The organism is Sphingobium sp. TomTYG46, assembly GCF_055396345.1.
On the sequence record NZ_AP027324.1, the window covers coordinates 1,377,694 to 1,401,775 of the forward strand.

Here is a 24,082-nt window from a genome sequence, read left to right on the forward strand (position 1 = left end):
ATGAATCGACTGAGCATTTCCCAGATCACGGCGTCGCTCGCCATGCTGTTTCTGGCTACCGGAACCGCATTGCTGATGGGCGCGGCGCTCTCAGCCATCGCTCTTCCTGTGCTCGCGGGCATCGCCGTCCTGATCATCGCCGCCCAATCGCCCACGCCCCGCCCTGCCGCATCTCCCACGATCGAACCTGTCACCGACATATTAGAACATCCCGACTTCGCCGACATGATGGAGGCGATTGCGGACCCACTGATGCTGATCGAGCGGGGGCGTATCATTCGGGCCAACCGGGCGGCGCAACGCCTGCTCGGCGCCCATATCGAGGGTGAGGATGCTCGCATCGCCATCCGCCATCCCGCCGCCGCCGAGCGGCTTGCGAGCCTTGCGCCGATGAGCGAGGCCGTGATGCTGGAACTGGTGGGCCTCGGCACACGCGATCAACGCTGGCAGATGCGCATCGCACCGGTCGGCGATGACGCCGCAGTGCGTCGGCTGGTGCATCTTGCCGACCATAGCGGCGCCTATGCCGCCGAAAAGATGCGCGTCGATTTCGTGGCCAACGCCAGTCACGAGCTTCGCACGCCGCTCGCGGGAATTTTGGGCTTCATCGAAACGCTGGGTGATCCGGACCTTGGCCGCGACAATGATACGCGGCAACGCTTCCTGAAGATCATGGACGGTGAGGCGCGCCGAATGCAGCGGCTGATCGACGATCTCATTTCCCTGTCCCGCATCGAGGCGGAGAAATACCGCGTCCCTGACAGCCCCGTCGATCTTGGTTCCCTGGCTGCCGAGGTAGTGGGCGTTTTCCGGACGAGCCATGGAGACCGGGGTCGGGAAGTGGAGTTGGACGTCCCGCCCGGCCTGGCGGAAGTCGCGGGAGACAGGCCGCAACTGTCACAGCTGCTTCACAACCTGATCGGCAACTCGGTGAAATATGGAAAGGCCGGAACACCGATTCGCGTGAACCTGACGGAAGGCCCCGGCGGGATGACCCGGCTCGTCGTCGCTGACGAGGGCGAAGGGATCGGCCCGGATCACCTGCCCCGCCTGACCGAACGTTTCTACCGCGTCGATTCCGGGCGCAGCCGGGCCGTGGGTGGCACCGGCCTTGGCCTCGCCATCGTGAAGCATATCGTGGAGCGGCACCGTGGTCGGCTCGACATTGTAAGCGCGCCGGGAAAAGGGACCACGATCACGGTCCTGCTGCCGCCGATGCCCGCTGAAGAGAGGCTGTCAGTGTCCAAACATTGAATAAATTCTGCTCATCTTTTGAGCTTCCGGCCGCAATGTCATAAAAGTGCAATTGGACTGTCACAAAGGCGCGACGTACCGCGGCTACTGCGCGCCAAGGGGGGCAGGCGATTGCGAATCGCGGCCTTTGATAAAGGAGACTATCCGTGAAGCATTTCGCTCTGATGGCTGCTACCGCAGCGGCCGCTCTTACTCTTGCCGGTTGCGGCGACCAATCGGGCGGCAGCGCCGGTGGGACGCGTGACCAGATCCGCGCGGTCGGTTCCTCGACCGTTTATCCCTTCGCGACGGCGGTCGCCGAAATGTTCGTTCAGGGCAATCCCGGCATGAAGTCGCCGATCATCGAATCGACCGGCACCGGCGGCGGCATGAAGCTGTTCTGCGCGGGCGTCGGCGCACAGCATCCCGACATCGCCAATGCCTCGCGCCGCATGAAGAAGGCCGAGTTCGAGGACTGCCAGAAGAATGGCGTCAAGGACATCATCGAAGTCCAGGTGGGCGTCGATGGCCTCGCCTTCGCCGAGTCAAAGGATGGCCCGGGTTTCAAGCTGACGCCCAAGATCGTCTATGAAGCGCTCGCCGCCAACCCTTATGGCAAGGGTCCGAACAAGGCGGAAACCTGGAAGGACGTTGACCCGAGCCTGCCCGCAACCGCAATCAGCGTATTCGGTCCGCCTTCGACCAGCGGCACCCGCGATTCGCTAGCCGAACTGATCCTGACCAAGGGCTGCGAAACCGATCCGGCCATGAAGGCGCTCAAGGAAAAGAGCGAAGACGAGTTCAAGGCAACGTGCACCCGCATCCGCGAAGACGGCAAATATGTGGATTCTGGCGAAAACGACAATCTGATCGTCCAGAAACTCGCCGCGAACCCCAATGCTCTCGGCGTGTTCGGCTTCAGCTATCTTGAGGAAAACAAGGACAAGCTGAAGGACGTGTCGATCAACGGCGTCGAAGCGACCTATGAAACGGTATCGACCGGCAAATATCCGGGCGCTCGCCCCCTCTTCATCTATGTGAAGAAGGCGCACATGACCGCGATCCCGGGTCTTCAGGCCTATCTCAACACCTTCGCCGCAAACTGGGCACCCGACGGCGCGCTGACAAAGCGCGGCATGGTCGCTGCACCGGACGCTGTGCGCAAGGCGAGTGCCGAGACGATCAAGTCGCTGGCTGTTCTCGACGGTTCGCAGCTCAAGTAAGCGGAAAATATGACAGGTCCTGCAATCTTCCTGCTGCTGGCAGGCTTGGGCGCCATCGCCTGGGTCAGTGCCCGGACGCGCGCGCTGCGGCTGCAAACCGCCGCTCGCGCTTCGGGCCGCCGCGACGCCGTGCATAGCCTTCCTGGCTATCATGGCTGGTATGTCGCGCTCTGGACGCTCATCCCGGCGGCGATCTTTCTCGCCGTCTGGGCGAACGTCGCGCCCGGGCTCGTCACTCAGCAAGTGTTGAGCAGCCCGGCCGCGCACAGCCTGCCAGCAGATGATTTCTCGCGCTCGGCCATATTGGGCGAAGCGCGAGCGATCGCCAGCGGTTCGCAATCGGGAGCGTTCAACCCGATCTCGCAGGGCCTTGTCCAACCCTATAAGGACGCCATCGGCAAATATGGCATCGCGGGCGCAGCGCTCGCACTGGTGCTGGCCTTTGCCGGGGGCGCCTATGCCTTCACTCGCGTGCGGCCTGATTTTCGGGCGCGCACGCGGGTCGAACGGCTCGTGATGGCGGTGCTGCTTGTCGCATCACTCCTCGCGATCGTCACCACATTGGGCATCGTCGTGTCGCTGCTGTGGCAGAGCCTCCGCTTCTTCTCGATGGTGAACCCGTTCGATTTCCTCTTCGGCACCAAATGGAGCCCGCAATCGGCGGCACTCGGCTACGGCAATGACGATGCGTTCGGCGCTGTCCCGCTATTCTGGGGAACGATCTTCATCGGCGCGATCATCGCCATGGTCGTCGCCATCCCGCTCGGCCTGATGAGCGCCATTTATCTGACCCAATATGCCAGCCCCACGGTGCGCAAGTGGATGAAGCCCATCCTTGAGGTGCTCGCGGGCGTGCCAACCGTCGTCTACGGCTATTTCGCCGCATTGACAGTGGCCCCCGCATTGCGCGACCTCGCCGTGGCGATCGGTATCCAGGGCGCATCTTCGGAAAGCGCCTTGGCCGCTGGTCTGGTCATGGGCGTGATGATCATACCATTCGTATCCTCCATGGCGGACGACAGCATCGCGGCCGTGCCGCAATCCATGCGCGACGGCAGCCTCGCCATGGGCGCAACCACCAGCGAAACGATCCGCCGCGTACTGATCCCGGCCGCCCTTCCCGGCGTCGTCGGTGGCGTGCTGCTGGCCGTCAGCCGCGCCATCGGTGAGACGATGATCGTGGTGATGGCCGCCGGTCTGGCGGCGAACCTCACCCTGAACCCCTTCGCCAGCGTCACCACCGTGACGACGCAGATCGTTCAACTGCTGACCGGCGACCAGGAATTCGACAGCGCAAAGACGCTGGCGGCCTTCGCCCTCGGCCTCGTCCTCTTCGTGGTGACGCTGCTGCTCAACATCGTGGCCCTGCGGGTCGTGAAGAAATATCGCGAGGCTTACGAATAATGGCACCCGAACGCCTTCCCACCGACTGGAAGTCGGACGCGATGCGCAAGCGGATCGCCCGGCGCTATGCCTCCGAACGCCGCTTCAAGGCGGCTGGCCTTCTCGCCGTGGCACTGTCGGCCGCCTTTCTTGCCTTCCTTCTCTTCAACATGATGGGCAATGGCCTGCGCGGTTTCACGCGGACGGAAATAGCGGTCAAGATCGACTTCCCCGCGTCGCCGCTGCTGCTCGATCCGAATGCAATTACCGATCAGGCGCTTGCCAATGCGAACCTGCCGATGGTGACGGGCGACGTCGTGAAAAAGGCGCTGGGCGCGGATGCCGAGGAATGGGTGTCCCCCACTGCCTGGGTCGTTCTGCGTGACGCTATCAGGGCCGATCCCGGTATCCTTAGCCGCACCGAGACCATCAAACTGCCCGCATCGACCACCATCGATCTGGCGGCAAAGAGCGAGGGCTCGCCCGAGGCCGAAGCGGCTGTGGAGCGCCTCAACAAGGCAGGCCTGCTCACGACGGGCTTCAACATGAGCTTCCTGTCCGCCAGCGATGGCACCGACCCGACACAGGTCGGCATCTGGGGCGCGTTCAAGGGATCGCTTCTCACCATGCTGGTGACGCTGGTGCTCAGCTTCCCGATCGGCGTCGCGACAGCGGTCTATCTGGAAGAATATGCGCGCAAGAACTGGCTGACCGACATCATCGAAGTGTCGATCAACAATCTGGCCGCCGTCCCTTCGATCATCTTCGGCCTGCTGGGTCTATCGATCTTCCTCAATTTCCTGCACCTGCCGCGCTCGGCTGCACTGGTCGGCGGCATGACGCTGGCGCTCATGACCATGCCGGTCATTGTCATTGCGGGGCGCAACGCGATCAAGTCGGTGCCGCCCAGCATCCGCGACGCAGCGCTCGGCATCGGCGCTTCGCCCGTCCAGGTGGTCTTCCACCACGTCCTGCCGCTCGCCCTGCCCGGCATCCTCACCGGCACCATCATCGGCATGGCCCGCGCGCTCGGCGAAACCGCGCCGCTGCTGATGATCGGTATGCGCGCCTTCATCGCGACGCCGCCGGGCGGAATCACCGATCCGGCGACCGTCCTGCCGGTGCAGATTTTCCTGTGGTCCGACGAAGTCTCGAAGGGCTTTGTCGAAAAGACCTCCGCCGCCATCATCGTCCTGCTGGTCTTCCTGCTCGCGATGAACGGCCTCGCCATCTACCTGCGCAACAAGTTCGAAAAACGGTGGTAACAATGATGCACGAACCGCAAACACTGGTGCCCGCCACCCAAGTCAAGATGACCGCGCGCGACGTGAAGGTCTTCTATGGCGAAAAGCAGGCGATCAAAGGCGTCTCGATCGACGTCGACATGGACAATGTGACGGCCTTCATCGGCCCATCGGGCTGCGGCAAATCGACTTTTCTGCGGACGCTCAACCGCATGAACGACACCGTCGCTTCGGCCCGGGTCGAAGGCGCGATCACGCTCGACGGCGAGGACATCTACGCCCCCTCGATGGACGTGGTGCAACTACGTGCCCGCGTCGGCATGGTCTTTCAGAAGCCCAACCCTTTCCCCAAGTCGATCTATGAAAACATCGCCTACGGCCCGCGCATCCACGGCCTCGCCCATGCAAAGGCGGATCTTGACGTCATCGTGGAAAAATCGCTCCGCCGCGCTGGCCTTTGGGAAGAAGTGAAGGACCGCCTGCACGACAGCGGCACCGCGCTTTCGGGCGGCCAGCAGCAGCGCCTCTGCATCGGCCGCGCCATCGCGGTCGAGCCTGAAGTCATCCTGATGGACGAGCCCTGTTCGGCCCTCGACCCGATTGCCACCGCCAAGATCGAGGAACTGATCCACGAACTGCGCGGCCGCTACGCGATCGTCATCGTCACCCACAACATGCAACAGGCCGCCCGCGTTTCGCAGCGCACGGCCTTCTTCCATCTGGGCGAACTGGTCGAATATGGCGTGACGTCGGACATCTTCACCAATCCCCGCCAGGAACGCACCAAAGACTATATCACCGGTCGCTACGGCTGACCTGAGCGATTTCGAGCCAGATGGAACATCTGGCGGCTCGGAAATCGCGCAACAAGATCCAGCATCGATCAACGATCGATGCCCGCGGAGAGACGACATATGGCTGAACATACGATCAAGGCGTTCGACGAAGAAATCGACAAGCTGCGCGGCCTTATCGCCGAAATGGGCGGTCGTGCCGAAGCCGCCATCGAGAATGCGATGGTTGCCCTCCAGCGCCAGGACAAGACGCTCGCCGCGCAGGTGGTCGCCGACGACAAGCGCATCGACGCCATCGAGGCGGAAGTTGAAAAGCTGGTGATACAGGTCATCGCCCTGCGCGCCCCCATGGCCAACGACCTGCGCGACGTCATCGCCGCGCTGAAGATCGTCGGCGTGGTGGAACGCATTGGCGACTATGCCAAGAATATCGCAAAGCGCGTTCCCCTGATCGCCGCCAACCAGCGGACGCTGGAGCCCGTTTCGCTGCTGCCCTCAATGGGTCAGGTGGCGGCCGAAATGGTGCACGACGCGCTCAACGCCTTCGCCGCCCGCGACGCCGATCTGGCCACAGCCGTGATTGAGCGCGACACAGTGGTCGACGATTTCTACAACAGCGTCTTCCGCAGCCTCGTCACCTACATGGTCGAAAATCCCAAGACCATCAGCGAGTGCGCGCATCTGCTCTTCATCGCGAAGAACATCGAACGGATCGGCGACCACGCCACGAACGTCGCAGAGATGGTCTATTACGCCGCGACCGGCCAGATGGCCCCGGAACGCGAACGCGGCGGCACCCAGCCCCTGGAGGACTGAATATGGCGAGAGCCAAGATGCTTCTGGTTGAAGATGACGCGGCCCTCGCAGAACTTCTCATCTGGCATTTCAAGCGCGAGGATTTCGAGGTCGCCCACACCGTCGATGGCGAGGAAGCGCTGCTCCTCGCGCAGGAGAATGTGCCCGACATCGTCCTGCTCGACTGGATGGTCGAAAGCCTCTCCGGCATCGAAGTCTGCCGCCGCCTCCGCCGCATGAACGGCACGGCCAATGTGCCGATCATCATGCTGACAGCGCGCGGTGAGGAGGAAGATCGGGTTCGCGGCCTGGAAACCGGCGCCGACGATTATGTCACCAAGCCTTTCTCCCCCCGCGAACTGGTGGCGCGCGTTGGCGCAGTCCTCCGCCGCGTCCGCCCGGCGCTGGCTGGCGAGACTTTGACCTTCGCGGACGTCGAGATGGACACGGTCGGTCACAAGGTGCGTCGCGGCGGCCAGGTGATCCCCCTCGGCCCCACAGAATTTCGCCTGCTCAAGCATTTCCTTGAGCATCCCGGCTGGGTCTTCTCGCGCGAGCGGTTGCTCGACAGCGTCTGGGGTCAGGACAGCGACATCGAACTGCGCACGGTAGACGTCCACATCCGCCGTCTGCGCAAGGCAATCAACGCCGACGGCCAATATCGCGACATCATCCGTACCGTGCGTTCAGCCGGCTATGCTCTGGACACGGATGGGGTAGGATAAGGCCGAGCGTTCACATGCGTTCCCCCTCCCGTAAGCGGGAGGGGGCTAGGGGGTGGGCCAGCGCAACGATCGAGATGGTCTTACAAGCTCGTCACACTCACGCCTACCGCTAGCCCTCCACAGGCGTCCGAGCGACATTATCCAGGGCGTCTCAAGCCGCCTTGCGCGCCTTCACCAGCTTCTTCATCAACATGTCCCGCTTCAACCGCGACAGATGATCGATGAACAGCACGCCCTGCAAATGATCCATCTCGTGCTGCAAGCAGGTGGCCAGCAGGCCCTCCAACTGCTCCTCATGAATACGCCCTTCGCGATCCATCCAGCTCGCCCGGATCGTCGCGGGCCGCTCCACCTCGGCATATTGGTCCGGCACCGACAGGCAGCCCTCATTATAGACTGACAGGTCCGCCGAACCCTCCAAAATCTCCGGATTGATGAACACCATAGGCTTTTTCACCGAAGGCGCCCCTTCCTCGTCTGATTCGGGCTCCTGCAAATCCATCACCAGCACGCGCTTCGGAACGCCCACCTGGATCGCCGCAAGGCCTATGCCCGGGGCGTCATACATGGTCTCGAACATATCATCGATCAGGCGTTGCAGATCGTCATCGATCGCCTCCACCGGAGACGAAATGGTACGCAGGCGCGGGTCAGGCGCCTCAAGGATTGGAAGAATGGCCATGTGGTTAAAATAGCCGCAACGACGGGCTTTTTCAAGCGACCGCCAAATTCACCCAAGAGGCCGCCGCGCCCGCAAAGCCTGCGCCAATGTGCCCTCATCCAGATAATCGAGTTCACCGCCTACTGGTACACCATGGGCCAACTGCGTCAGCCGAACGGGAAAGCGCTCCAGCCGTTCTGCCAGATAATGCGCGGTGGTCTGCCCCTCCAGCGTGGCATTCATCGCCAGCACCACTTCATCAATGCCGCCCGCTTCGACTCGCGTCACCAGCGCATCGATGGAAAGGTCTTCCGGCCGTACCCCTTCCAGCGCCGACAATCGCCCACCTAATACATGAAAACGCCCCGGAAAAAGCCGCGACTTGTCGAGCGCCCACAGGTCCGCCACATCTTCCACCACGCACAGCGCGCGAGCGTCGCGGCGCGGGTCGGCACAAATGCCGCAGGGATCGACCGTATCGACATTGCCGCATAAACCGCAGGTAACCAGCCGGTCGTTCACCGCATCAAGCGCACGCAGCAGCGGTTCCAGCGCGCTTTCCCGCTTCTTCAGCAGGTGCAACACAGCACGCCGCGCCGAACGTGGGCCAAGGCCCGGCAGACGGGACAGCGCCTGCGTCAGCGCATCGATCTCGAGAGAAGCCATGGAACCGAGATAGGGGCTTGCAAGTCCGGGGTCAAAAGAGTTGAGAGGCGACTATGCGCATCATCTACATGGGAACCCCGGATTTCGCCGTGCCCGCCCTCGTGGCGCTGGCCAAGGTCGGGCACGAGATCGTGGCGGTATATAGCCAGCCACCCCGCCCCGCCGGGCGTGGGAAGGCGCTACGCCCCTCCCCCGTTCAGGCTCAGGCTGAGCAGATGGGCATCGAGGTTCGCACGCCAATTTCGCTCAAAGACGCGGAGGTGCAATCCGCCTTTGCCGCTCTCAATGCCGATGTCGCGGTGGTGGCCGCCTATGGCCTCATCCTGCCACGCGCTGTGCTGGACGCCCCCCGTTCCGGATGCCTCAACATCCACGCATCGCTCTTGCCTCGCTGGCGCGGCGCGGCACCGATCCAGCGCGCCATACTCTCGGGCGACAATGTGACCGGCGTCACGATCATGAACATGGAAGCGGGTCTCGACACCGGCCCGATGCGCGCCAAGCATGTGACGCCGATCGAGGATAAGACGGCTGGCGCGCTCACCGCAGAGCTGGCGAAGGCAGGCGCTGAATTGATGATCGAGGTCTTGGACGACCTCCCTGCACACCCGCCTGTGCCCCAACCAGAAGAGGGCGTCACCTACGCCGCCAAGGTCGACAAAAGCGAAGCCCGTCTCGACTTCACCCGCGACGCGCATCAGGTCGAACGGCAGATACGCGCCTTCAACCCCTTCCCCGGCGCATTCCTGGAATATCGCGGAGAACGCTTCCGCATCCTCGCCGCCCATGTCGAGGAGCATGAAGGTCCGCCCGGCGAACTGCTCGACAACAGCCTGCTCATCGGCTGCGGCCACGGCGCGATCCGGCCGACCCTGATCCAGCGCGCAGGCAAAGGCGCGATGTCGCCGGGCGAACTCCTCCGCGGCTACGACATGCCCGCAGGATCGCGCGTCGATGCCTAATCCCACTTCATCCTACAACCGTCATCCCGGCGAAAGCTGGGATCTCAGGAAACGGCATGCCACATGGCCCAAGATTCCAGCTTCCGCTGGGATGACGGCGCCAATATTTTCGCTGATATAACCCCCAATGACCCGCTTCGCCTTCACCGTAGAATTTGACGGCCGCCCTTTCATGGGCTGGCAACGGCAGGCGCACGGCCCCAGCGTCCAGCAGGCGCTGGAAGACGCCATCCATGCCGTGACTGGCGAGCGCTCCGTGATTCACGCAGCTGGCCGAACCGACGCCGGGGTCCACGGCCTTGCCATGCGCGCCCACGCCGACATCGAGAAGCCGATCGCGCCCTTCCGCCTGATGGAAGCGATGAACGCGCTCCTGCGCCCCGATCCCGTCGCAATCCTCGCCTGCGAAACCGTAGCCGATGACTGGCACGCCCGCTTTTCCTGCATCGGCCGCGCTTATGTCTACCGCATCGCCAACCGCCGCGCCCCGCTCACCTTCGAGAGCGGTCTGGTCTGGCGCGTCATCCAGCCGCTCGACACCGACGCCATGCAGGACGCGGCCCAACTGCTCGTCGGCCGCCACGACTTCACCACCTTCCGATCGGCCCATTGCCAGGCGGAAAGCCCGCTGAAGTCCCTCGACCGCCTCGACGTGCAGCGCGAAGGCGACCGCATCGCCATCCACGCCGAGGCGCGCTCCTTCCTCCACCACCAGGTGCGCTCGATGGTCGGTTGCCTGGCGTTGGTCGGCATGGGTCGCTGGTCGATCGAAGACATGCGCGCCGCCCGCGATGCAAAGGACAGAGCCGCGCTGGGCCTCAACGCGCCACCCGATGGGCTATATTTTGTTGAGGCGCGATACCCCGGCTGATGACCTAAAGCTGCGTCCGGAACGGCGTGAAATTCGTGCCCTCATCATAGACGTCCAGCCCCTCGGCCCGTTTCAGGCTGTTCACCACCAGATAGGTCAAAGGCGTTAAAACCGCTTCCCACGTCACCTTCAACATCCAGTTGGTGACCATCACCGTCAGCACCTGCGCATTGCTCCACACGCCAACAAAAGCCAGCGGATAGAAAAGCAGGCTGTCCACACCCTGCCCTACGATCGTAGACCCGATCGTCCGCATCCAAAGATGCTTGCCCTGCGTCAGCAGCTTCATCTTGGCCAGCACGAAACTGTTGGCAAACTCCCCCGCCCAGAATGCGGCCAGCGAGGCGAAGACGATGCGCCAGGTATTGCCGAAAACCGCTTCATAAGCCTTTTGGTCCGGCCAACCCTCCGCCGGAGGCAGCTTCACCACCACCCAGCTCATCAGCGCCATGAACAACATCGCGCCAAAGCCTGCCCAAACGCATCGGCGGGCGCGGGCATAGCCATAGACCTCCGTCAGCACGTCCCCCAGCACATAGCCGAGCGGAAAGAAAAGGATGCCAGCGCCGAAGGTGAACCCTCCAACCGTCGACAGCTTCGCCGCCCCGATCAGGTTCGACAGCAGCAATATGGCGACGAACGCCGCGATGAAGAAATCGAAATAGCGCATCGGCCGCCCAGAGAGCGCCTGCGCATCGATTTTCCGAACCCCCAAATCGGTCATGCGCCCTTGCATATCGGCCCGCCGCACAAATGCAATGGCAGGCATGATTGCGCGCGGGCACAAGCCCCGCTATCGAAGCGCCAATGCGGCCCCGTAGCTCAGCTGGATAGAGCATTCGCCTTCTAAGCGAATGGTCACAGGTTCGAATCCTGTCGGGGTCGCCATCTTCCCTTACAGACGCCAGCCGAGCAACAGCATCAGCAACCCGGCGATGAGTATCGCGACGGCCAGGAATCCCCAGCCAAAGTCGAGGCCGTTCCTATTCGCCATCGAGCGGACTGTCACCCGGCCGTCCTCGCATCAGCAAGTCGTCCGTCACGGTCATGGTGAAGATCGGGTCAGCATCAGCTGGCACTTCCGCGATCGCATCGACAAAGGCGGCGCGGGTCTCCGGTTCGTCATAGACCATCTTCTGGTCGAACGCGGCGCGCCAGGTCTCTTCGTCCGGCCACTCCGCATAGCCGACAAAGCGGCCTTCCCCATCAAGATGGAGCCGGGAGCCGAAGCTGCCATATCTTACGCGGATAAGGTCAGTCCCACGCCGCCACGCCGCCCGGAACTGATCTTCCTTCCCCGGATGCACCCGCCACCAATAGACCGCGACGAACATCGCACCTCTCCTTCATGAAGAGAATGATGCGAGAGCCGAGAGGTTGCGAACCAAGCGGAGAAAGCACGCCCCCTCCGTTCGGGCTGAGCTTGTCGAAGCCCTTTCCTTCGCATTTTCAGAAAAGGAAAGCCCTTCGACAGGCTCAGGGCGAACGGTGGAAGATGTCGTGAACCTTAAAGAACCGACTGCCCGGTCTTCTCCCAATCCGCCAGGAAGCCTGCAATTCCCTTGTCGGTCAGCACATGGTTGAACAGCGCCTTGATGACCGAAGGCGGCGCGGTCATCACGTCGGCGCCGATCTTCGCGCTTTCCAGCACATGGATAGGATGCCGAACGCTCGCCACCAGAATCTCGGTATCGAACGCGTAGTTATCGTAGATCAGGCGGATATCTTCGATCAGCTTCATGCCATCAAAGCCGTTATCGTCATGCCGCCCAACGAAAGGCGAAATGAAGCTCGCGCCCGCCTTGGCCGCCAGCAGCGCCTGATTGGCCGAGAAGCACAGCGTGACGTTCACCATCACGCCATCGCTGGTCAGCGCCTTGCAGGTCTTGAGGCCGTCGATGGTCAGCGGCACCTTGATGCAGACATTGTCCGCGATCTTCCGCAGGACGGCGGCTTCCTTCATCATCGTCTCATGGTCGAGCGCGACGACTTCGGCGGAAACCGGGCCATCAACGATGCCGCAAATTTCCTCGACCACTTCCACGAACTTGCGGCCTGATTTGTGGATCAGCGATGGATTGGTCGTCACGCCGTCGAGCAGGCCCGTGGCGGCAAGGTCGCGGATTTCGTTGGTGTCGGCGGTATCGACGAAGAACTTCATGGGTCTGCTCCGGGGCGGGATGTGCGAATCGGCTCCCCTTTAGCGGGTGATCCCCGGTTTAGCCATTATTGCCAGCGACAGGCTTTACGGAAACAGCTCCGTAACATTATGACGGCCGCACCTTTCCAAAGGACTGACCGATGCACCGCTATCTGCGCCCACGCCACATTTCGGGCGCACTCACCCTGTTGGCGGCATTCGCTGCTACGCCGGCCACCGCCGCAACGGAAGAATCGCAAGCCTGGATCACCGAATCGCTTGTCGTCACCGCCACCCCGGCGGACACGATCACGCTCGATCTCAGCCAGCGTTTCCGCCGCGATAGCTCCAATGGCGATCAGCAGACAGCCCGTATCCTGCTCGATCACCGCCTCGTCAAAGGCGTCCAGATCGGCGGCGGCATCGCCTACTTCCACTCTGGCCCGGAGCAGGAGCTACGCCTGTTCCAGCAGGCCACCTTCACGCGCGGCATCTTCCTGGCCCGCACCCGTATGGAACAGCGCTTCTTCGACACCGCCGACCGGGCAAGCTGGCGGCTGCGCCAACGGGTGCAGGCATCCATTCCGCTCGGCTCATCAAAAGCTCCTGTCCTGATCGCCGCGAACGAATTCTTCTTCCACCTCAACCGCGCCAAGCCCAGCGACAAGACCGGCCTCGCCGTCATGCGCCAGCAAATCGGCCTGCGCCAACCACTCAGCAAGTCGCTCGACGCGCAGCTGCTCTACATGCGCCAGCAGACCTTCCGCGACGACCGTCCGGATGCCGTAGCCCACATCCCCTGGCTGACGCTCAGCTGGAAAATCTGAACGCGCTGCCTTGCCTCTTGCCTCTCAGCCGATAGGGAGGGGCAGATGAGTTCGCGCGCCCGTGTCATCCTGCTGAACGCTGCCCTGGGGCCGCTCGACTATCGTGTGCCCCATGGCATGAACGTGCAGCCGGGCAGCATCATCGTAGCGCCGCTCGGCCCACGGCAAATAATCGGCGTGGTGTGGGATGAGGATAGCTTCCCCGATGTAGATAGCGTCGGCGACAACCGCCTGCGCAACATCGTGGAGCCAGTCGATGCACCCCCGATCCCTGAGAGCCTCCGCCGCCTGATCGAGTGGACGGCGGACTATTATCTCGCCCCTATCGCCTCGGTCCTGCGCATGACGCTGGCGTCCATGTCGGCGCTGGAGGGCGCCCGCACCGTCATCGAATATCGCGCGACCGGCGACCTGCCGGGCCAAGAACTTCAGGGGCGCATGACCGACCAACGCGCCCTGGCGATGGAGCGCATCGGCGATCGGCAGGGGCTGATCCGTGAACTGGCGCTGATCGGCGGGGTCAGCGATGCAGTTATCCGTGGCCTGGTGAAGGCAGGCGCGTTCGAAGCGGTGGAAGTCAGCATCGACACCCCGTTCCCCCGGCCTGACCCCGACCATGCACCGCCGCAACTATCCGACGGCCAGGCCAACGCCGCCGCCGAGTTCGTGGACGCAGTACGCCAACGCGACTTCGCCCCCTTCCTGCTCGACGGCGTCACCGGCTCCGGCAAGACCGAAGTCTATTTCGAAGCCATCGCCGCAGCCATCCGTGAAGGACGGCAAGTGCTGGTCCTCCTGCCCGAAATCGCCCTGACCGAACCCTTCCTCGAACGCTTCGAAAAGCGCTTCGGCACGGTGCCCATCAGCTGGCACAGCGGCCTGCGCCAATCCGAACGCCGTCGCGCCTGGCGCGCTATCGCATCAGGCGAAGCGGCCGTCGTCGTCGGCGCCCGCTCCGCCCTCTTCCTCCCCTATCCCAATCTCGGCCTCATCGTCGTCGATGAAGCACATGAGGCGAGCTTCAAGCAGGAAGACGGCGTCCATTACCACGCCCGCGACGTCGCGGTGATGCGCGGCCTCATGGAAAAATTCCCGGTCATCCTCGCGTCGGCCACGCCCGCCATCGAAACGCGGCATCAGGTCGAACTTGGCCGCTATCGCGAAATCAAGCTGCCTGCCCGCTTCGGCGGCGCGGAAATGCCTGGCATAGAGGGCATCAACCTCCTCACCGATCCGCCGGAACGCGGCCGCTGGATCGCCCCGCCCCTTATCAAGGCGATCGACGAGACGATGGAGAAGGGCGAACAGAGCCTCCTCTTTCTCAATCGCCGGGGCTACGCGCCGCTGACGCTGTGCCGCCATTGCGGCTATCGCTTCCAATGCCCCAATTGCACCGCCTGGATGGTCGAGCATCGCCTGACGAAGCGCCTCGCCTGCCATCATTGCGGCCACGTCATCCCCTCGCCCCGCTTCTGCCCGGAGTGCAAGGAAGAGGACAGCCTGGTCGCCTGCGGCCCCGGTGTCGAACGCATCGCGGACGAGGTAAAGGCGCTCTGGCCTCAGGCACGCACCGCCATCGTCACCTCTGACACGCTCTGGTCGCCCGCCAAGGCCGCCGAGTTCGTGAAGTCGGTCGAATCAGGCGCGGTCGACATCATCATCGGCACCCAGCTGGTGACGAAGGGCTATCACTTCCCCAACCTGACGCTGGTGGGGGTGATCGACGCCGACCTCGGCCTGGAAGGCGGCGACCTGCGCGCGTCCGAACGCACCTTCCAGCAAATCGTGCAGGTCGCAGGCCGCGCGGGCCGTGGGCAGAAACCGGGCCGCGTCTTCATCCAGACCCGGATGCCCGAAGCCGAAGTCATCAAGGCCCTCATCGCGGGCGATTCGGAACGCTTCTACGAGGTGGAGACGGAGAATCGCCGCCGCGCCAACGCCCCGCCCTTCGGCCGCTTCGCCGCTATCATCGTCTCCAGCGAGGATGCCGACGAAGCCGCGCAGGTCGCCCGCCTGATCGGCAAGTCCGCGCCGATGATAGACGGCATGCGCGTCTACGGCCCCGCCCCCGCGCCCCTCTCCGTCCTGCGCGGCCGCCACCGCCACCGCCTGCTGATCCACGCCAGCCGCCAGATCGACGTGCAGGCGGCAATCCGCGAGTGGCTGGACAACATCACCTGGAAGTCAGGAACGCGCGTTGCCGTGGATGTCGATCCATACAGCTTCATGTGATGGCCTGAACGCTTATGGAGAGCCCCTGCGTCAACATCTGCAAGCTGGACAAAGCAGGCCGCATCTGCACCGGCTGTGGCCGGACGGTTCAGGAAATCGCCCGCTGGCGCGGCATGAGCAAAGCGGAGCGACGCGCGATCATGGAACGGCTGAACCATTCCCCTCCCGCAAGCGGGAGGGGTTAGGGGTGGGCGCGAGCAAAGCGAGCTCCATGACTAGCCTTTGATGAACACCGCCAATGTTGCAGCCCCACCCCCGGCCCCTCCCGCTTGCGGGAGGGGAGAAGAAGGTCCGCAAGCCGCCACCCTCACTCGTCCCCACGCTCCCGCTCTAACAAAGCCTTTTTCCGCTCCAACCCATAGGCATAGCCACCAAGGCTACCATCGCTCCGCAACACCCGATGGCAGGGAATGACGACCGCCAACCCATTATCCCCGCAAGCCGTCCCCGCAGCCCGCACCGCCCCCGGCCTCCCAATCGCCGCCGCGATCTCGCCATAGCTCCGCGTCTCTCCCGCCGGAATCGCCCTCAACGCAGCCCAAACCGCTTGCTGGAAAGCCGTGCCATTCACATCCATCGGCAAATCCAAAGGCTCAGCCGGGTTCTCGATCAGCCGCACCACTTGCGCCGCCAGCGCATCCAGCAACGCATCTCCGGGCACGATTTCCGCCTTAGGAAAGCGCCACCGCAGATCGCCCTCATCCTCATCAAAGCTGATCCGGCAGAGCCCCTTGGCCGTCGCCGCGACCAGCACCGGCCCAAGGTTGCTCCCCACCACAACATATCGGATCGCAACGCCGCGCCCGCCATCCTTCCACGCACTCGGCGTCATGCCCAAATGCCGATCCGCATCGGCATAGGCCCGGCTCGGCGCACTATAGCCCGCATCATAAATCGCACTGGTTACGCTGCCCCCTCCCTCCAGAGCCGCCTTCAGCCGCTCGGCACGCAGCGATCGAGCATAAGCAGCAGGCGTCAGGCCCGTATCCCGCTTGAACAGCCGATGGAAATGATGCGGCGCATAGCCCGCATGCGCTGCCACCTCGTCCAACGAGGGCACCGCCTCGCACCCGGCAATGAAAGCCTTGGCCGCTTCAACCGCCAACCGATCCCGCCCGACCTCATCCGGCCGACAACGCAGACAAGCGCGAAAGCCCGCCGCCCTCGCGGAAGCAGGATCAGGCAAGAAGATCATATTCTCTCGCCGGGGATGCCGCGCCGCGCAGCTTGGCTTGCAATATATGCCGGTGGTCAGGACCGCGCCCACAAACTGCCCATCCACGTCCCGATCGCGCCGCAGGAACGCGTTCCAGCAGGCATCGTCATCCATCGGCAGCGGCGTCGAGGCGGAAACTTCGGTCATCTGGTTCATGCATATGGGATAACAGGCGCGATCGGGCCAGCCTTCCCGCCTCTTGCGCCCAAAGCATTTCCCGATTGCCTCAGCCAGACTTTACCATATGAATGCGCCGCACCATGGTCGAATTCTTCCGCCGCCTCTGCCTGTTGCTCGCCCTCGCCCTGCCCGCGACCGCGCGCGCCGAACAGCAGGACATCGCCGCCGCCGCGCGCGGCGTTGTCCGCATCGCCATCGTGGCGACGGACGGCAGTGAGGCTTATTTCGTCGGCCATGGCAGCGGCTTTGCCGTCGCGCCGGATAAGGTGCTGACCAATGCCCATGTCGTCGAACTGACCCGCGAGGAAAAAAACCTCGTCATCGGCGTCGTCCCTTCTGAAGGCCGCAAAAGCTATGGCGGCCGCGTCATCGCCTACTCCCCCGGCAACGATCTCGCGCTCATCCAGCTTGAGGAAGGCCACCTGCCGGTCAGCACCTTCTACGCCGGTGCCGTCAGCGATGGGCAGCATGTGACTGCGATCGGCTATCCCGGCACAGTCGATCGGGCGCAGGGCCTTGGCCTCAAGGAAATGGTAGAGCCGCTCGGCACGGTAAAGACCAGTGGCAACGTGTCGTCGGGCCGGTCAAGCCACAGCTTCGACACCATCCTCCACACCGCCCCCCTCGCCGCCGGCAACAGCGGCGGCCCGCTCGTCGACGATTGCGGCCGGGTGCTGGGCGTCAACAGCTTCGGGTCCATCTCGGACGGCAATGACGCGGAATTCGGTTTCGCCGTGTCCTGGCGAGAGGTCGCCTCTTTCCTCCGGCAGGCGGGCGTTTCCTCCCTGCGCACCGTCGTTCCCTGCCGCTCCATGGCCGAAGCCGAAGCCGCCGAAGCCGCCCTCACCCAGCGTGAAGCGCAACAGAGCGAACAGTCGGAGCGCGCCCGGGCCGACGCGCGCGAAGCCGCGCTGGGCAAGGCGCGCGACGCGGCGGAACGCGAAGTCATCTCTGGCCGCGAAAATGCGATGGCAGGCGCGGCCGTGCTTCTGGCGCTGGCGGTGCTTGGGCTCGGCGCGGGCGGCCTCTTCTACAGCCAGGGCCGCGAACGCCGCGCGACATGGTCGCTGGCGGGCGGCGGCCTGCTGCTGCTGGGCGCCTTCGCGCTGTTTCTGCTGCGGCCGAGCTTTTCCAGCGTGGATGAGCGCGTGAAACTGCCCGACGACGGCAGGGTGGCGGGCAACCATGCCTATGCGTGGGAAGGCGACAATGTCTGCGCGGTCGACCTCAACCGCAGCCGCCTCACCGTGTCGGAGGCCAACGACATTCCCTTCAACTGGACCGGCACCGGCTGCGCCAACGGCAACAGCCAATATGTCAGCGCAGGCAATGAATGGGAGCGCGCCACCGTCCCGGATTCGGGCAACTTCATCACCGTCAGCCGCTTCGACCCGGCGACCGGCACCTTGCGCGTCCAGCGCTGGCTGCCGGATGGCGATGCGATGGACAAGGCTCGCGCCTTGTTGAAGGACGGCCCGATCAAGGCGTGCGGAACCGATCCCGATCTGCTCGCCCGGATCGCCGCCGTGCGAAGCGATCTTGCGTCCCTGCTGCCCGCGCAACCCAACGAACGCCTGGTCTATCATTGCCGCAAGGGCCGCCTCGCTCCCCCCGACCCTGCAAACTGATCAAAATCGCGCGGCGGAAAGCGCCGTCCAATCGTCTCCGTTCCATCCTTGTGACGGAATCGCGTTCCATGACTTGCATAGTCATAAAGCCGCTGCTAACCGGCCGGGCGACAGGGGATCGGGACGGATAAGACCGCGCCCCTCTTTTTGCATGACCGGCAAATCAAGTGCCAGTGAACTCAATGGAGGACGGTAAGCGCGTGGAGACTACCGGCGGCATTCAGGCTAGCCTCAGCGGACGCTACGCGCTTGCGCTGTTCGATCTGGCTCGCGACGGCAACGCCCTCGACACCGTGGCGGCCAGCCTCGGTGCGATCAAGACGGCGATCGCCGAATCGGCTGATTTCAAAAGCCTCATCAACAATCCCGTGCTGAGCCGCGACGCGTCTGGAAAGACGATCGCAGCGGTGGCAGCATCCATCGGCATCGACGCGCTGACGACGAAGTTCCTTGGCGTCCTCGCCGCGAACCGCCGCCTGTCACAGCTGCCCGCCGTCATCCGCGCCTATGAAACGCTGCTATCGAATCACAAGGGCGAGGTGCGCGCGGAAGTAACCAGCGCGCATCCGCTCGATTCGAACCAGATCACCGCGCTTGCGCAAAACCTCCGCACCCGCGTCGGCCGCGACGTCGCGCTCGAAGCCAAGGTCGATCCCGCGATCCTGGGCGGGCTGGTCGTAAAGATCGGCAGCCAGATGATCGATTCCTCCATCCGCACCCGTTTGAATAGTCTCGCCCAGGCGATGAAAGGCTGAACATGGATATCAACGCCGCAGAAATTTCGAAGGTCATCAAGGACCAGATCGCCAATTTCGGCACCGAAGCGCAGGTGAGCGAAGTCGGTTCCGTGCTGACCGTGGGTGACGGCATCGCCCGCGTCCATGGGCTCGACAACGTCCAGGCGGGCGAAATGGTCGAGTTCGCCAATGGCGTGCAGGGCATGGCGCTCAACCTCGAAGCCGACAATGTCGGCGTCGTGATCTTCGGCTCTGACGCCGAAATCAAGGAAGGCGACACAGTCAAGCGTACCGGCACCATCGTGGACGTGCCCGTCGGCAAGGGCCTGCTGGGCCGCGTGGTCGATGGCCTCGGCAACCCGATCGATGGCAAGGGTCCGATCCAGTACACTGAGCGCAAGCGCGTTGAAGTGAAGGCTCCGGGCATCATCCCCCGCAAGTCGGTGCACGAGCCCGTGCAGACCGGCCTGAAGGCGATCGACGCCCTCGTCCCCGTCGGCCGTGGCCAGCGCGAACTGATCATTGGCGACCGTCAGACCGGCAAGACTGCTGTCGCGATCGATACCTTCATTAACCAGAAGGGCATCAACGCGGGCGACGATGAGGGCAAGAAGCTCTACTGCATCTACGTCGCGATCGGCCAGAAGCGCTCGACCGTTGCGCAGATCGTCAAGCAGCTCGAAGAAAATGGCGCGATGGAATATTCGATCGTCGTCGCCGCGACCGCTTCTGAGCCTGCTCCGCTCCAGTATCTGGCGCCCTACACCGGCGTCACCATGGGCGAATTCTTCCGCGACAACGGCATGCATGCCGTGATCGTCTATGACGACCTTTCCAAACAGGCCGTCGCCTATCGTCAGATGTCGCTGCTGCTGCGTCGTCCTCCGGGCCGCGAAGCCTATCCGGGCGACGTTTTCTATCTCCACAGCCGCCTGCTGGAGCGCGCTGCGAAGATGAACGACGCCAACGGCAATGGCTCGCTGACCGCGCTACCGATCATCGAAACGCAGGCGGGCGACGTGTCGGCCTATATTCCGACCAACGTGATCTCGATCACCGACGGCCAGATCTTCCTCGAAACCAATCTCTTCTATCAGGGCATCCGTCCGGCCATTAACGTGGGTCTGTCGGTGTCGCGCGTCGGTTCAGCCGCGCAGACCAAGGCGATGAAGAAGGTTTCGGGCTCGATCAAGCTGGAGCTGGCGCAGTACCGCGAAATGGCGGCCTTCGCCCAGTTCGGTTCGGACCTCGACGCTTCGACCCAGAAGCTGCTGAACCGTGGCGCGCGTCTGACCGAGTTGTTGAAGCAGGCCCAGTTCTCGCCCCTGCCCTTCGAAGAGCAGACCGCATCGATCTTCGCTGGCACCAACGGCTATCTCGACAGCGTGCCGGTCAAGGACGTCACGCGTTACGAAGAGCTGATGCTCGCCTATCTGCGCCACGACCATGCCGACGTGCTCGCCGCGATCCGCGACAGCAAGGACCTGGGCGACGAGCCCAAGGCCAAGCTGAAGGCCGCGCTCGACAGCTTCGGCAAGACCTTCGCCTAATATTTAGCCGTCACCCCAGCGAAAGCTGGGGTCTCAGGCCGGATAGGTCCGACCTGACGGCCTGAGATGCCAGCCGTCGCTGGCATGACGGAACAGGATTAAACGAGACGGTATATGGCCAGCCTCAAGGAACTGAAGATCCGCATCGGGTCGGTGAAATCGACCCAGAAGATCACCAAGGCGAAGCAGATGGTCGCCGCCGCGAAGTTGCGCAAGGCGCAGGCCGCCGCCGAAGCCGCGCGCCCCTATTCCAGCCGTCTGGAAGCCGTAGTCGCTTCGCTGGCGTCGAAGATCGCCGGCGGCTCGGGCGAAGGCGCCTCTCCGCTGCTCGCCGGCACCGGCAAGGATGACGTCCACCTGCTGGTCGTCGCCAACTCCGACCGTGGCCTTGCCGGCGCGTTCAACGCGAACATCGTCAAGGCCGCCCGCGCTAAGGCGGACGAGCTGATCCAGCAGGGCAAGACCGTCCGCTTCTACCTGATCGGCCGTAAGGGTCGTCCGGTCATCAACCGCACCTTCCCCGGCATGATTGTCGCGCAGTTTGAGACGACCGGTGCGAAGGAACCGGGCTACGCTCAGGCCGAAGCGGTCGCGCATGAGCTGACCGACATGTATCTGAACGGCAAGTTCGACGTAGCGCACCTCTTCTTCTCGCGCTTCAAATCGGCCCTCGCCCAGATTCCGACGGAGCAGCAGATCATCCCGGTCAAGATCCCCGAAGACGCGGATCGCAACGCTATCCCCGCGACGGTCGAATATGAACCAAGCGAAGAAGCGATCCTCGACGACCTGCTGCCGCGCAACATCACGGTGCAGATTTTCAAGGCGCTGCTGGAAAACAACGCGTCCGAACAGGGCGCATCGATGACCGCCATGGACAATGCGACCCGCAACGCAGGCGACCTCATCAACAAGCTCACCATTCAGTATAACCGCAGCCGCCAGGCCGCGATCACCACCGAACTGGTCGAAATCATCTCGGGCGCCGAAGCCCTCTAAGATCACGCACGCAAGGAAGCAGTCATGGCAACCACCAACAATGTAGGCCGCATCTCGCAGGTCATCGGCGCTGTCGTCGACGTGACCTTCCCCGATGCGCTCCCCGCGATTCTCTCGGCGCTGGAAACCAGCAACAACGGCAACCGCCTTGTTCTGGAAGTCGCCCAGCATCTGGGTGAAAACACCGTCCGCACCATCGCGATGGACTCGACCGACGGTCTGACCCGTGGTCAGGAAGTGACCGACACCGGCGCGCAGATCAGCGTTCCTGTCGGCCCGGCCACGCTCGGCCGCATCCTGAACGTCGTCGGCGAACCGATCGACGAGCGCGGCCCGGTAGCCACCACGCTGACCGCGCCAATTCACGCCAAAGCTCCTGAGTTCGTCGACCAGTCGACCGAAAGCTCGATCCTGGTCACCGGCATCAAGGTCATCGACCTTCTCGCTCCCTACGCAAAGGGCGGCAAGATCGGCCTGTTCGGCGGCGCGGGCGTTGGCAAGACGGTTCTCATTCAGGAACTGATCAACAACATCGCGAAGGGCCATGGCGGCACCTCGGTCTTCGCGGGCGTCGGTGAGCGTACCCGTGAAGGTAACGACCTTTATCACGAGTTCCTCGACGCGGGCGTTATCGCCAAGGATGCCGACGGCAACGCGATCAGCGAAGGCTCGAAGGTGGCTCTGGTTTACGGCCAGATGAACGAGCCCCCGGGCGCCCGCGCTCGCGTCGCCCTTTCGGGCCTGACTATCGCGGAATATTTCCGTGACCAGGAAGGCCAGGACGTGCTGTTCTTCGTCGACAACATCTTCCGCTTCACCCAGGCGGGCGCGGAAGTGTCCGCTCTGCTCGGCCGTATTCCTTCGGCCGTGGGCTATCAGCCGACCCTGTCGACCGACATGGGAGCGCTGCAGGAGCGCATCACCTCGACCAACAAGGGCTCGATCACCTCGGTGCAGGCCGTGTACGTCCCCGCGGACGACTTGACCGACCCGGCGCCCGCGACGTCGTTCGCGCACTTGGACGCTACCACCGTTCTCAACCGCGCCATTTCGGAACTCGGCATCTATCCGGCGGTCGATCCGCTGGATTCGACCAGCCGCGTTCTCGAACCCCGCACCGTGGGCCAGGAACATTACGACACGGCCCGCGCTGTCCAGTCGATCCTGCAGAAGTACAAGTCGCTTCAGGACATCATCGCGATCCTGGGCATGGACGAGCTGTCGGAAGAAGATAAGCTCACCGTCGCCCGCGCCCGCAAGATCCAGAAGTTCCTGTCGCAGCCCTTCCACGTCGCCGAAGTCTTCACCGGCATCTCGGGCAAGTTCGTCCAGATCGAAGACACGGTGAAGTCGTTCAAGGCCGTGGTCGAAGGCGAATATGACCATCTGCCCGAAAACGCCTTCTACATGGTCGGCGGCATCGACGAGGCCATCGAAAAGGCGAAGAAGCTGGCTGCGGAAGCGGCGTAAGCTTCACCATGTCCCCCTCCCGCAAGCGGGAGGGGTTAGGGGTGGGCCGCGAGCGGAGCGAGCCTCGGCCTATCCCGAAACGTTGCAGGCGATTGCTTGCGCAATCGCACCCACCCCCTGCCCCTCCCGCATGCGGGAGGGGGGAGAGTTATAGATGGCACTGCATTTCGAACTCGTGACCCCGGAAAAGCTCGTCCGCTCGGAAGAGGTCTATCAGGTCGTCGTCCCCGGCACCGATGGCGACTTCGGCGTGCTGGAAGGCCACGCGCCGTTCATGTCCACCGTTCGCGACGGCGCGATCCAGATTTTCGCGAGCGCGGGTGCCGCCCCCGAAATCATCCCCGTCCAGGGCGGCTTCGCTGAAGTCAACGAAAAGGGCCTGACCGTCCTCGCGGAGCATGCGGGCTGAAGCAGCCAAGGCAACCCCGCCAATAAATTAAAAGGCCGCCTCCCAGCAGGAGCGCGGCCTTTTCCCTATCTGGCACAGGCCCGCCACCGCCGGTCAGCAGGCCGCCCTCAGCACCATTAGCCATTTGTCAAAGTTTC

At 63.5% G+C, this 24,082-nt stretch carries 24 protein-coding genes and 1 tRNA gene; 19 read left to right on the forward strand and 6 right to left on the reverse strand.

Annotated features, from left to right (window positions below):
- The 7 genes from ACZ5YV_RS07010 (at nt 1) to phoB (ending at nt 7,397) form a co-directional block, all read left to right on the forward strand.
- Nucleotides 1-1,254: an ATP-binding protein gene (locus ACZ5YV_RS07010; RefSeq protein WP_464786987.1), complete on the forward strand. Its 1,254-nt coding sequence runs from the start codon at nt 1-3 to the stop codon at nt 1,252-1,254.
- A gap of 146 nt (nt 1,255-1,400) precedes the next feature.
- Nucleotides 1,401-2,456 carry a substrate-binding domain-containing protein gene (locus ACZ5YV_RS07015; RefSeq protein ID WP_464786988.1) on the forward strand — a complete coding sequence of 352 codons (1,056 nt, stop codon included), beginning with the start codon at nt 1,401-1,403 and terminating at the stop codon, nt 2,454-2,456.
- Between the two features lie 9 nt (nt 2,457-2,465).
- Nucleotides 2,466-3,860, forward strand: coding sequence for a phosphate ABC transporter permease subunit PstC (gene pstC / locus ACZ5YV_RS07020; protein WP_464786989.1), 1,395 nt, complete (start codon nt 2,466-2,468; stop codon nt 3,858-3,860).
- Nucleotides 3,860-5,104, forward strand: coding sequence for a phosphate ABC transporter permease PstA (gene pstA / locus ACZ5YV_RS07025; RefSeq protein ID WP_464786990.1), 1,245 nt, complete (start codon nt 3,860-3,862; stop codon nt 5,102-5,104). The genes pstC and pstA overlap by 1 nt, the downstream gene beginning before the upstream one ends.
- Before the next feature lie 5 nt (nt 5,105-5,109).
- Nucleotides 5,110-5,898, forward strand: coding sequence for a phosphate ABC transporter ATP-binding protein PstB (gene pstB / locus ACZ5YV_RS07030; protein WP_449474654.1), 789 nt, complete (start codon nt 5,110-5,112; stop codon nt 5,896-5,898).
- Between the two features lie 99 nt (nt 5,899-5,997).
- Entirely contained in the window at nt 5,998-6,693 is a 696-nt protein-coding gene (phoU, locus tag ACZ5YV_RS07035) for a phosphate signaling complex protein PhoU (RefSeq protein ID WP_196224145.1), read from the forward strand.
- Between the two features lie 2 nt (nt 6,694-6,695).
- Nucleotides 6,696-7,397, forward strand: a complete 702-nt coding sequence (gene phoB, locus ACZ5YV_RS07040; RefSeq protein ID WP_460986193.1) for a phosphate regulon transcriptional regulator PhoB — start codon at nt 6,696-6,698, stop codon at nt 7,395-7,397.
- Between the two features lie 151 nt (nt 7,398-7,548).
- On the opposite strand, the gene def is transcribed toward phoB, so the two are convergent.
- Together def and recR are read right to left on the reverse strand one after the other, a co-directional pair.
- On the reverse strand, nt 7,549-8,079 hold the full coding sequence (gene def, locus ACZ5YV_RS07045) for a peptide deformylase (protein ID WP_449473490.1): 531 nt from the start codon (nt 8,077-8,079) through the stop codon (nt 7,549-7,551).
- Nucleotides 8,080-8,127: 48 nt separating this feature from the next.
- On the reverse strand, nt 8,128-8,724 hold the full coding sequence (gene recR, locus ACZ5YV_RS07050; protein WP_460986194.1) for a recombination mediator RecR: 597 nt from the start codon (nt 8,722-8,724) through the stop codon (nt 8,128-8,130).
- Nucleotides 8,725-8,777: 53 nt separating this feature from the next.
- On the opposite strand from recR, the gene fmt reads away from it, so the two are divergent.
- Nucleotides 8,778-9,686 (forward strand): methionyl-tRNA formyltransferase, encoded by a 909-nt coding sequence (gene fmt / locus ACZ5YV_RS07055; protein ID WP_464786991.1) that lies wholly within the window; start codon nt 8,778-8,780, stop codon nt 9,684-9,686.
- A gap of 127 nt (nt 9,687-9,813) precedes the next feature.
- Nucleotides 9,814-10,557 (forward strand): tRNA pseudouridine(38-40) synthase TruA, encoded by a 744-nt coding sequence (gene truA / locus ACZ5YV_RS07060; RefSeq protein ID WP_464786992.1) that lies wholly within the window; start codon nt 9,814-9,816, stop codon nt 10,555-10,557.
- Nucleotides 10,558-10,561: 4 nt separating this feature from the next.
- Here the strand turns inward: truA and ACZ5YV_RS07065 are convergent, their stop codons facing one another.
- Entirely contained in the window at nt 10,562-11,281 is a 720-nt protein-coding gene (locus tag ACZ5YV_RS07065) for a queuosine precursor transporter (protein ID WP_464786993.1), read from the reverse strand.
- A gap of 87 nt (nt 11,282-11,368) precedes the next feature.
- Between ACZ5YV_RS07065 and ACZ5YV_RS07070 the strand changes: the two genes are divergently transcribed.
- Nucleotides 11,369-11,445, forward strand: a tRNA-Arg gene (locus tag ACZ5YV_RS07070).
- Between the two features lie 95 nt (nt 11,446-11,540).
- On the opposite strand, the gene ACZ5YV_RS07075 is transcribed toward ACZ5YV_RS07070, so the two are convergent.
- Nucleotides 11,541-11,891, reverse strand: coding sequence for an antibiotic biosynthesis monooxygenase family protein (locus tag ACZ5YV_RS07075; RefSeq protein ID WP_464786994.1), 351 nt, complete (start codon nt 11,889-11,891; stop codon nt 11,541-11,543).
- 173 nt (nt 11,892-12,064) lie between these two features.
- Entirely contained in the window at nt 12,065-12,718 is a 654-nt protein-coding gene (gene fsa / locus ACZ5YV_RS07080) for a fructose-6-phosphate aldolase (protein ID WP_464786995.1), read from the reverse strand.
- 140 nt (nt 12,719-12,858) lie between these two features.
- Here fsa and ACZ5YV_RS07085 point away from each other — a divergent pair, with 140 nt between their 5' ends.
- From ACZ5YV_RS07085 to ACZ5YV_RS07095, 3 genes are read left to right on the forward strand one after another with little or no spacing between them, the layout of a single operon-like run.
- Entirely contained in the window at nt 12,859-13,524 is a 666-nt protein-coding gene (locus tag ACZ5YV_RS07085; protein WP_464786996.1) for a DUF2490 domain-containing protein, read from the forward strand.
- 45 nt (nt 13,525-13,569) lie between these two features.
- Nucleotides 13,570-15,756, forward strand: coding sequence for a primosomal protein N' (locus tag ACZ5YV_RS07090; protein ID WP_464786997.1), 2,187 nt, complete (start codon nt 13,570-13,572; stop codon nt 15,754-15,756).
- A 14-nt stretch (nt 15,757-15,770) separates the two neighbouring features.
- Nucleotides 15,771-15,941 carry a DUF1289 domain-containing protein gene (locus tag ACZ5YV_RS07095; RefSeq protein ID WP_464786998.1) on the forward strand — a complete coding sequence of 57 codons (171 nt, stop codon included), beginning with the start codon at nt 15,771-15,773 and terminating at the stop codon, nt 15,939-15,941.
- Nucleotides 15,942-16,063: 122 nt separating this feature from the next.
- Here the strand turns inward: ACZ5YV_RS07095 and ada are convergent, their stop codons facing one another.
- Nucleotides 16,064-17,128, reverse strand: a complete 1,065-nt coding sequence (ada, locus tag ACZ5YV_RS07100) for a bifunctional DNA-binding transcriptional regulator/O6-methylguanine-DNA methyltransferase Ada (RefSeq protein WP_464786999.1) — start codon at nt 17,126-17,128, stop codon at nt 16,064-16,066.
- Nucleotides 17,129-17,232: 104 nt separating this feature from the next.
- Here ada and ACZ5YV_RS07105 point away from each other — a divergent pair, with 104 nt between their 5' ends.
- From ACZ5YV_RS07105 to ACZ5YV_RS07130, 6 genes are all read left to right on the forward strand, one after another.
- Complete coding sequence (locus ACZ5YV_RS07105) at nt 17,233-18,780, forward strand: S1C family serine protease (RefSeq protein ID WP_464789172.1); 1,548 nt, start codon at nt 17,233-17,235, stop codon at nt 18,778-18,780.
- Nucleotides 18,781-18,980: 200 nt separating this feature from the next.
- Nucleotides 18,981-19,535 (forward strand): F0F1 ATP synthase subunit delta, encoded by a 555-nt coding sequence (locus ACZ5YV_RS07110; RefSeq protein WP_464787000.1) that lies wholly within the window; start codon nt 18,981-18,983, stop codon nt 19,533-19,535.
- A gap of 2 nt (nt 19,536-19,537) precedes the next feature.
- Nucleotides 19,538-21,067, forward strand: a complete 1,530-nt coding sequence (atpA, locus tag ACZ5YV_RS07115) for a F0F1 ATP synthase subunit alpha (RefSeq protein ID WP_464787001.1) — start codon at nt 19,538-19,540, stop codon at nt 21,065-21,067.
- A gap of 114 nt (nt 21,068-21,181) precedes the next feature.
- Nucleotides 21,182-22,066 (forward strand): F0F1 ATP synthase subunit gamma, encoded by an 885-nt coding sequence (locus ACZ5YV_RS07120; RefSeq protein WP_464787002.1) that lies wholly within the window; start codon nt 21,182-21,184, stop codon nt 22,064-22,066.
- A gap of 24 nt (nt 22,067-22,090) precedes the next feature.
- Nucleotides 22,091-23,536: a F0F1 ATP synthase subunit beta gene (gene atpD / locus ACZ5YV_RS07125; RefSeq protein WP_464777811.1), complete on the forward strand. Its 1,446-nt coding sequence runs from the start codon at nt 22,091-22,093 to the stop codon at nt 23,534-23,536.
- A gap of 154 nt (nt 23,537-23,690) precedes the next feature.
- The gene (locus tag ACZ5YV_RS07130; RefSeq protein WP_449473518.1) at nt 23,691-23,945 is read left to right on the forward strand and encodes an ATP synthase F1 subunit epsilon; all 255 of its coding nucleotides are present in this window, start codon (nt 23,691-23,693) and stop codon (nt 23,943-23,945) included.
- The last annotated feature ends 137 nt before the right edge of the window (nt 23,946-24,082 follow it).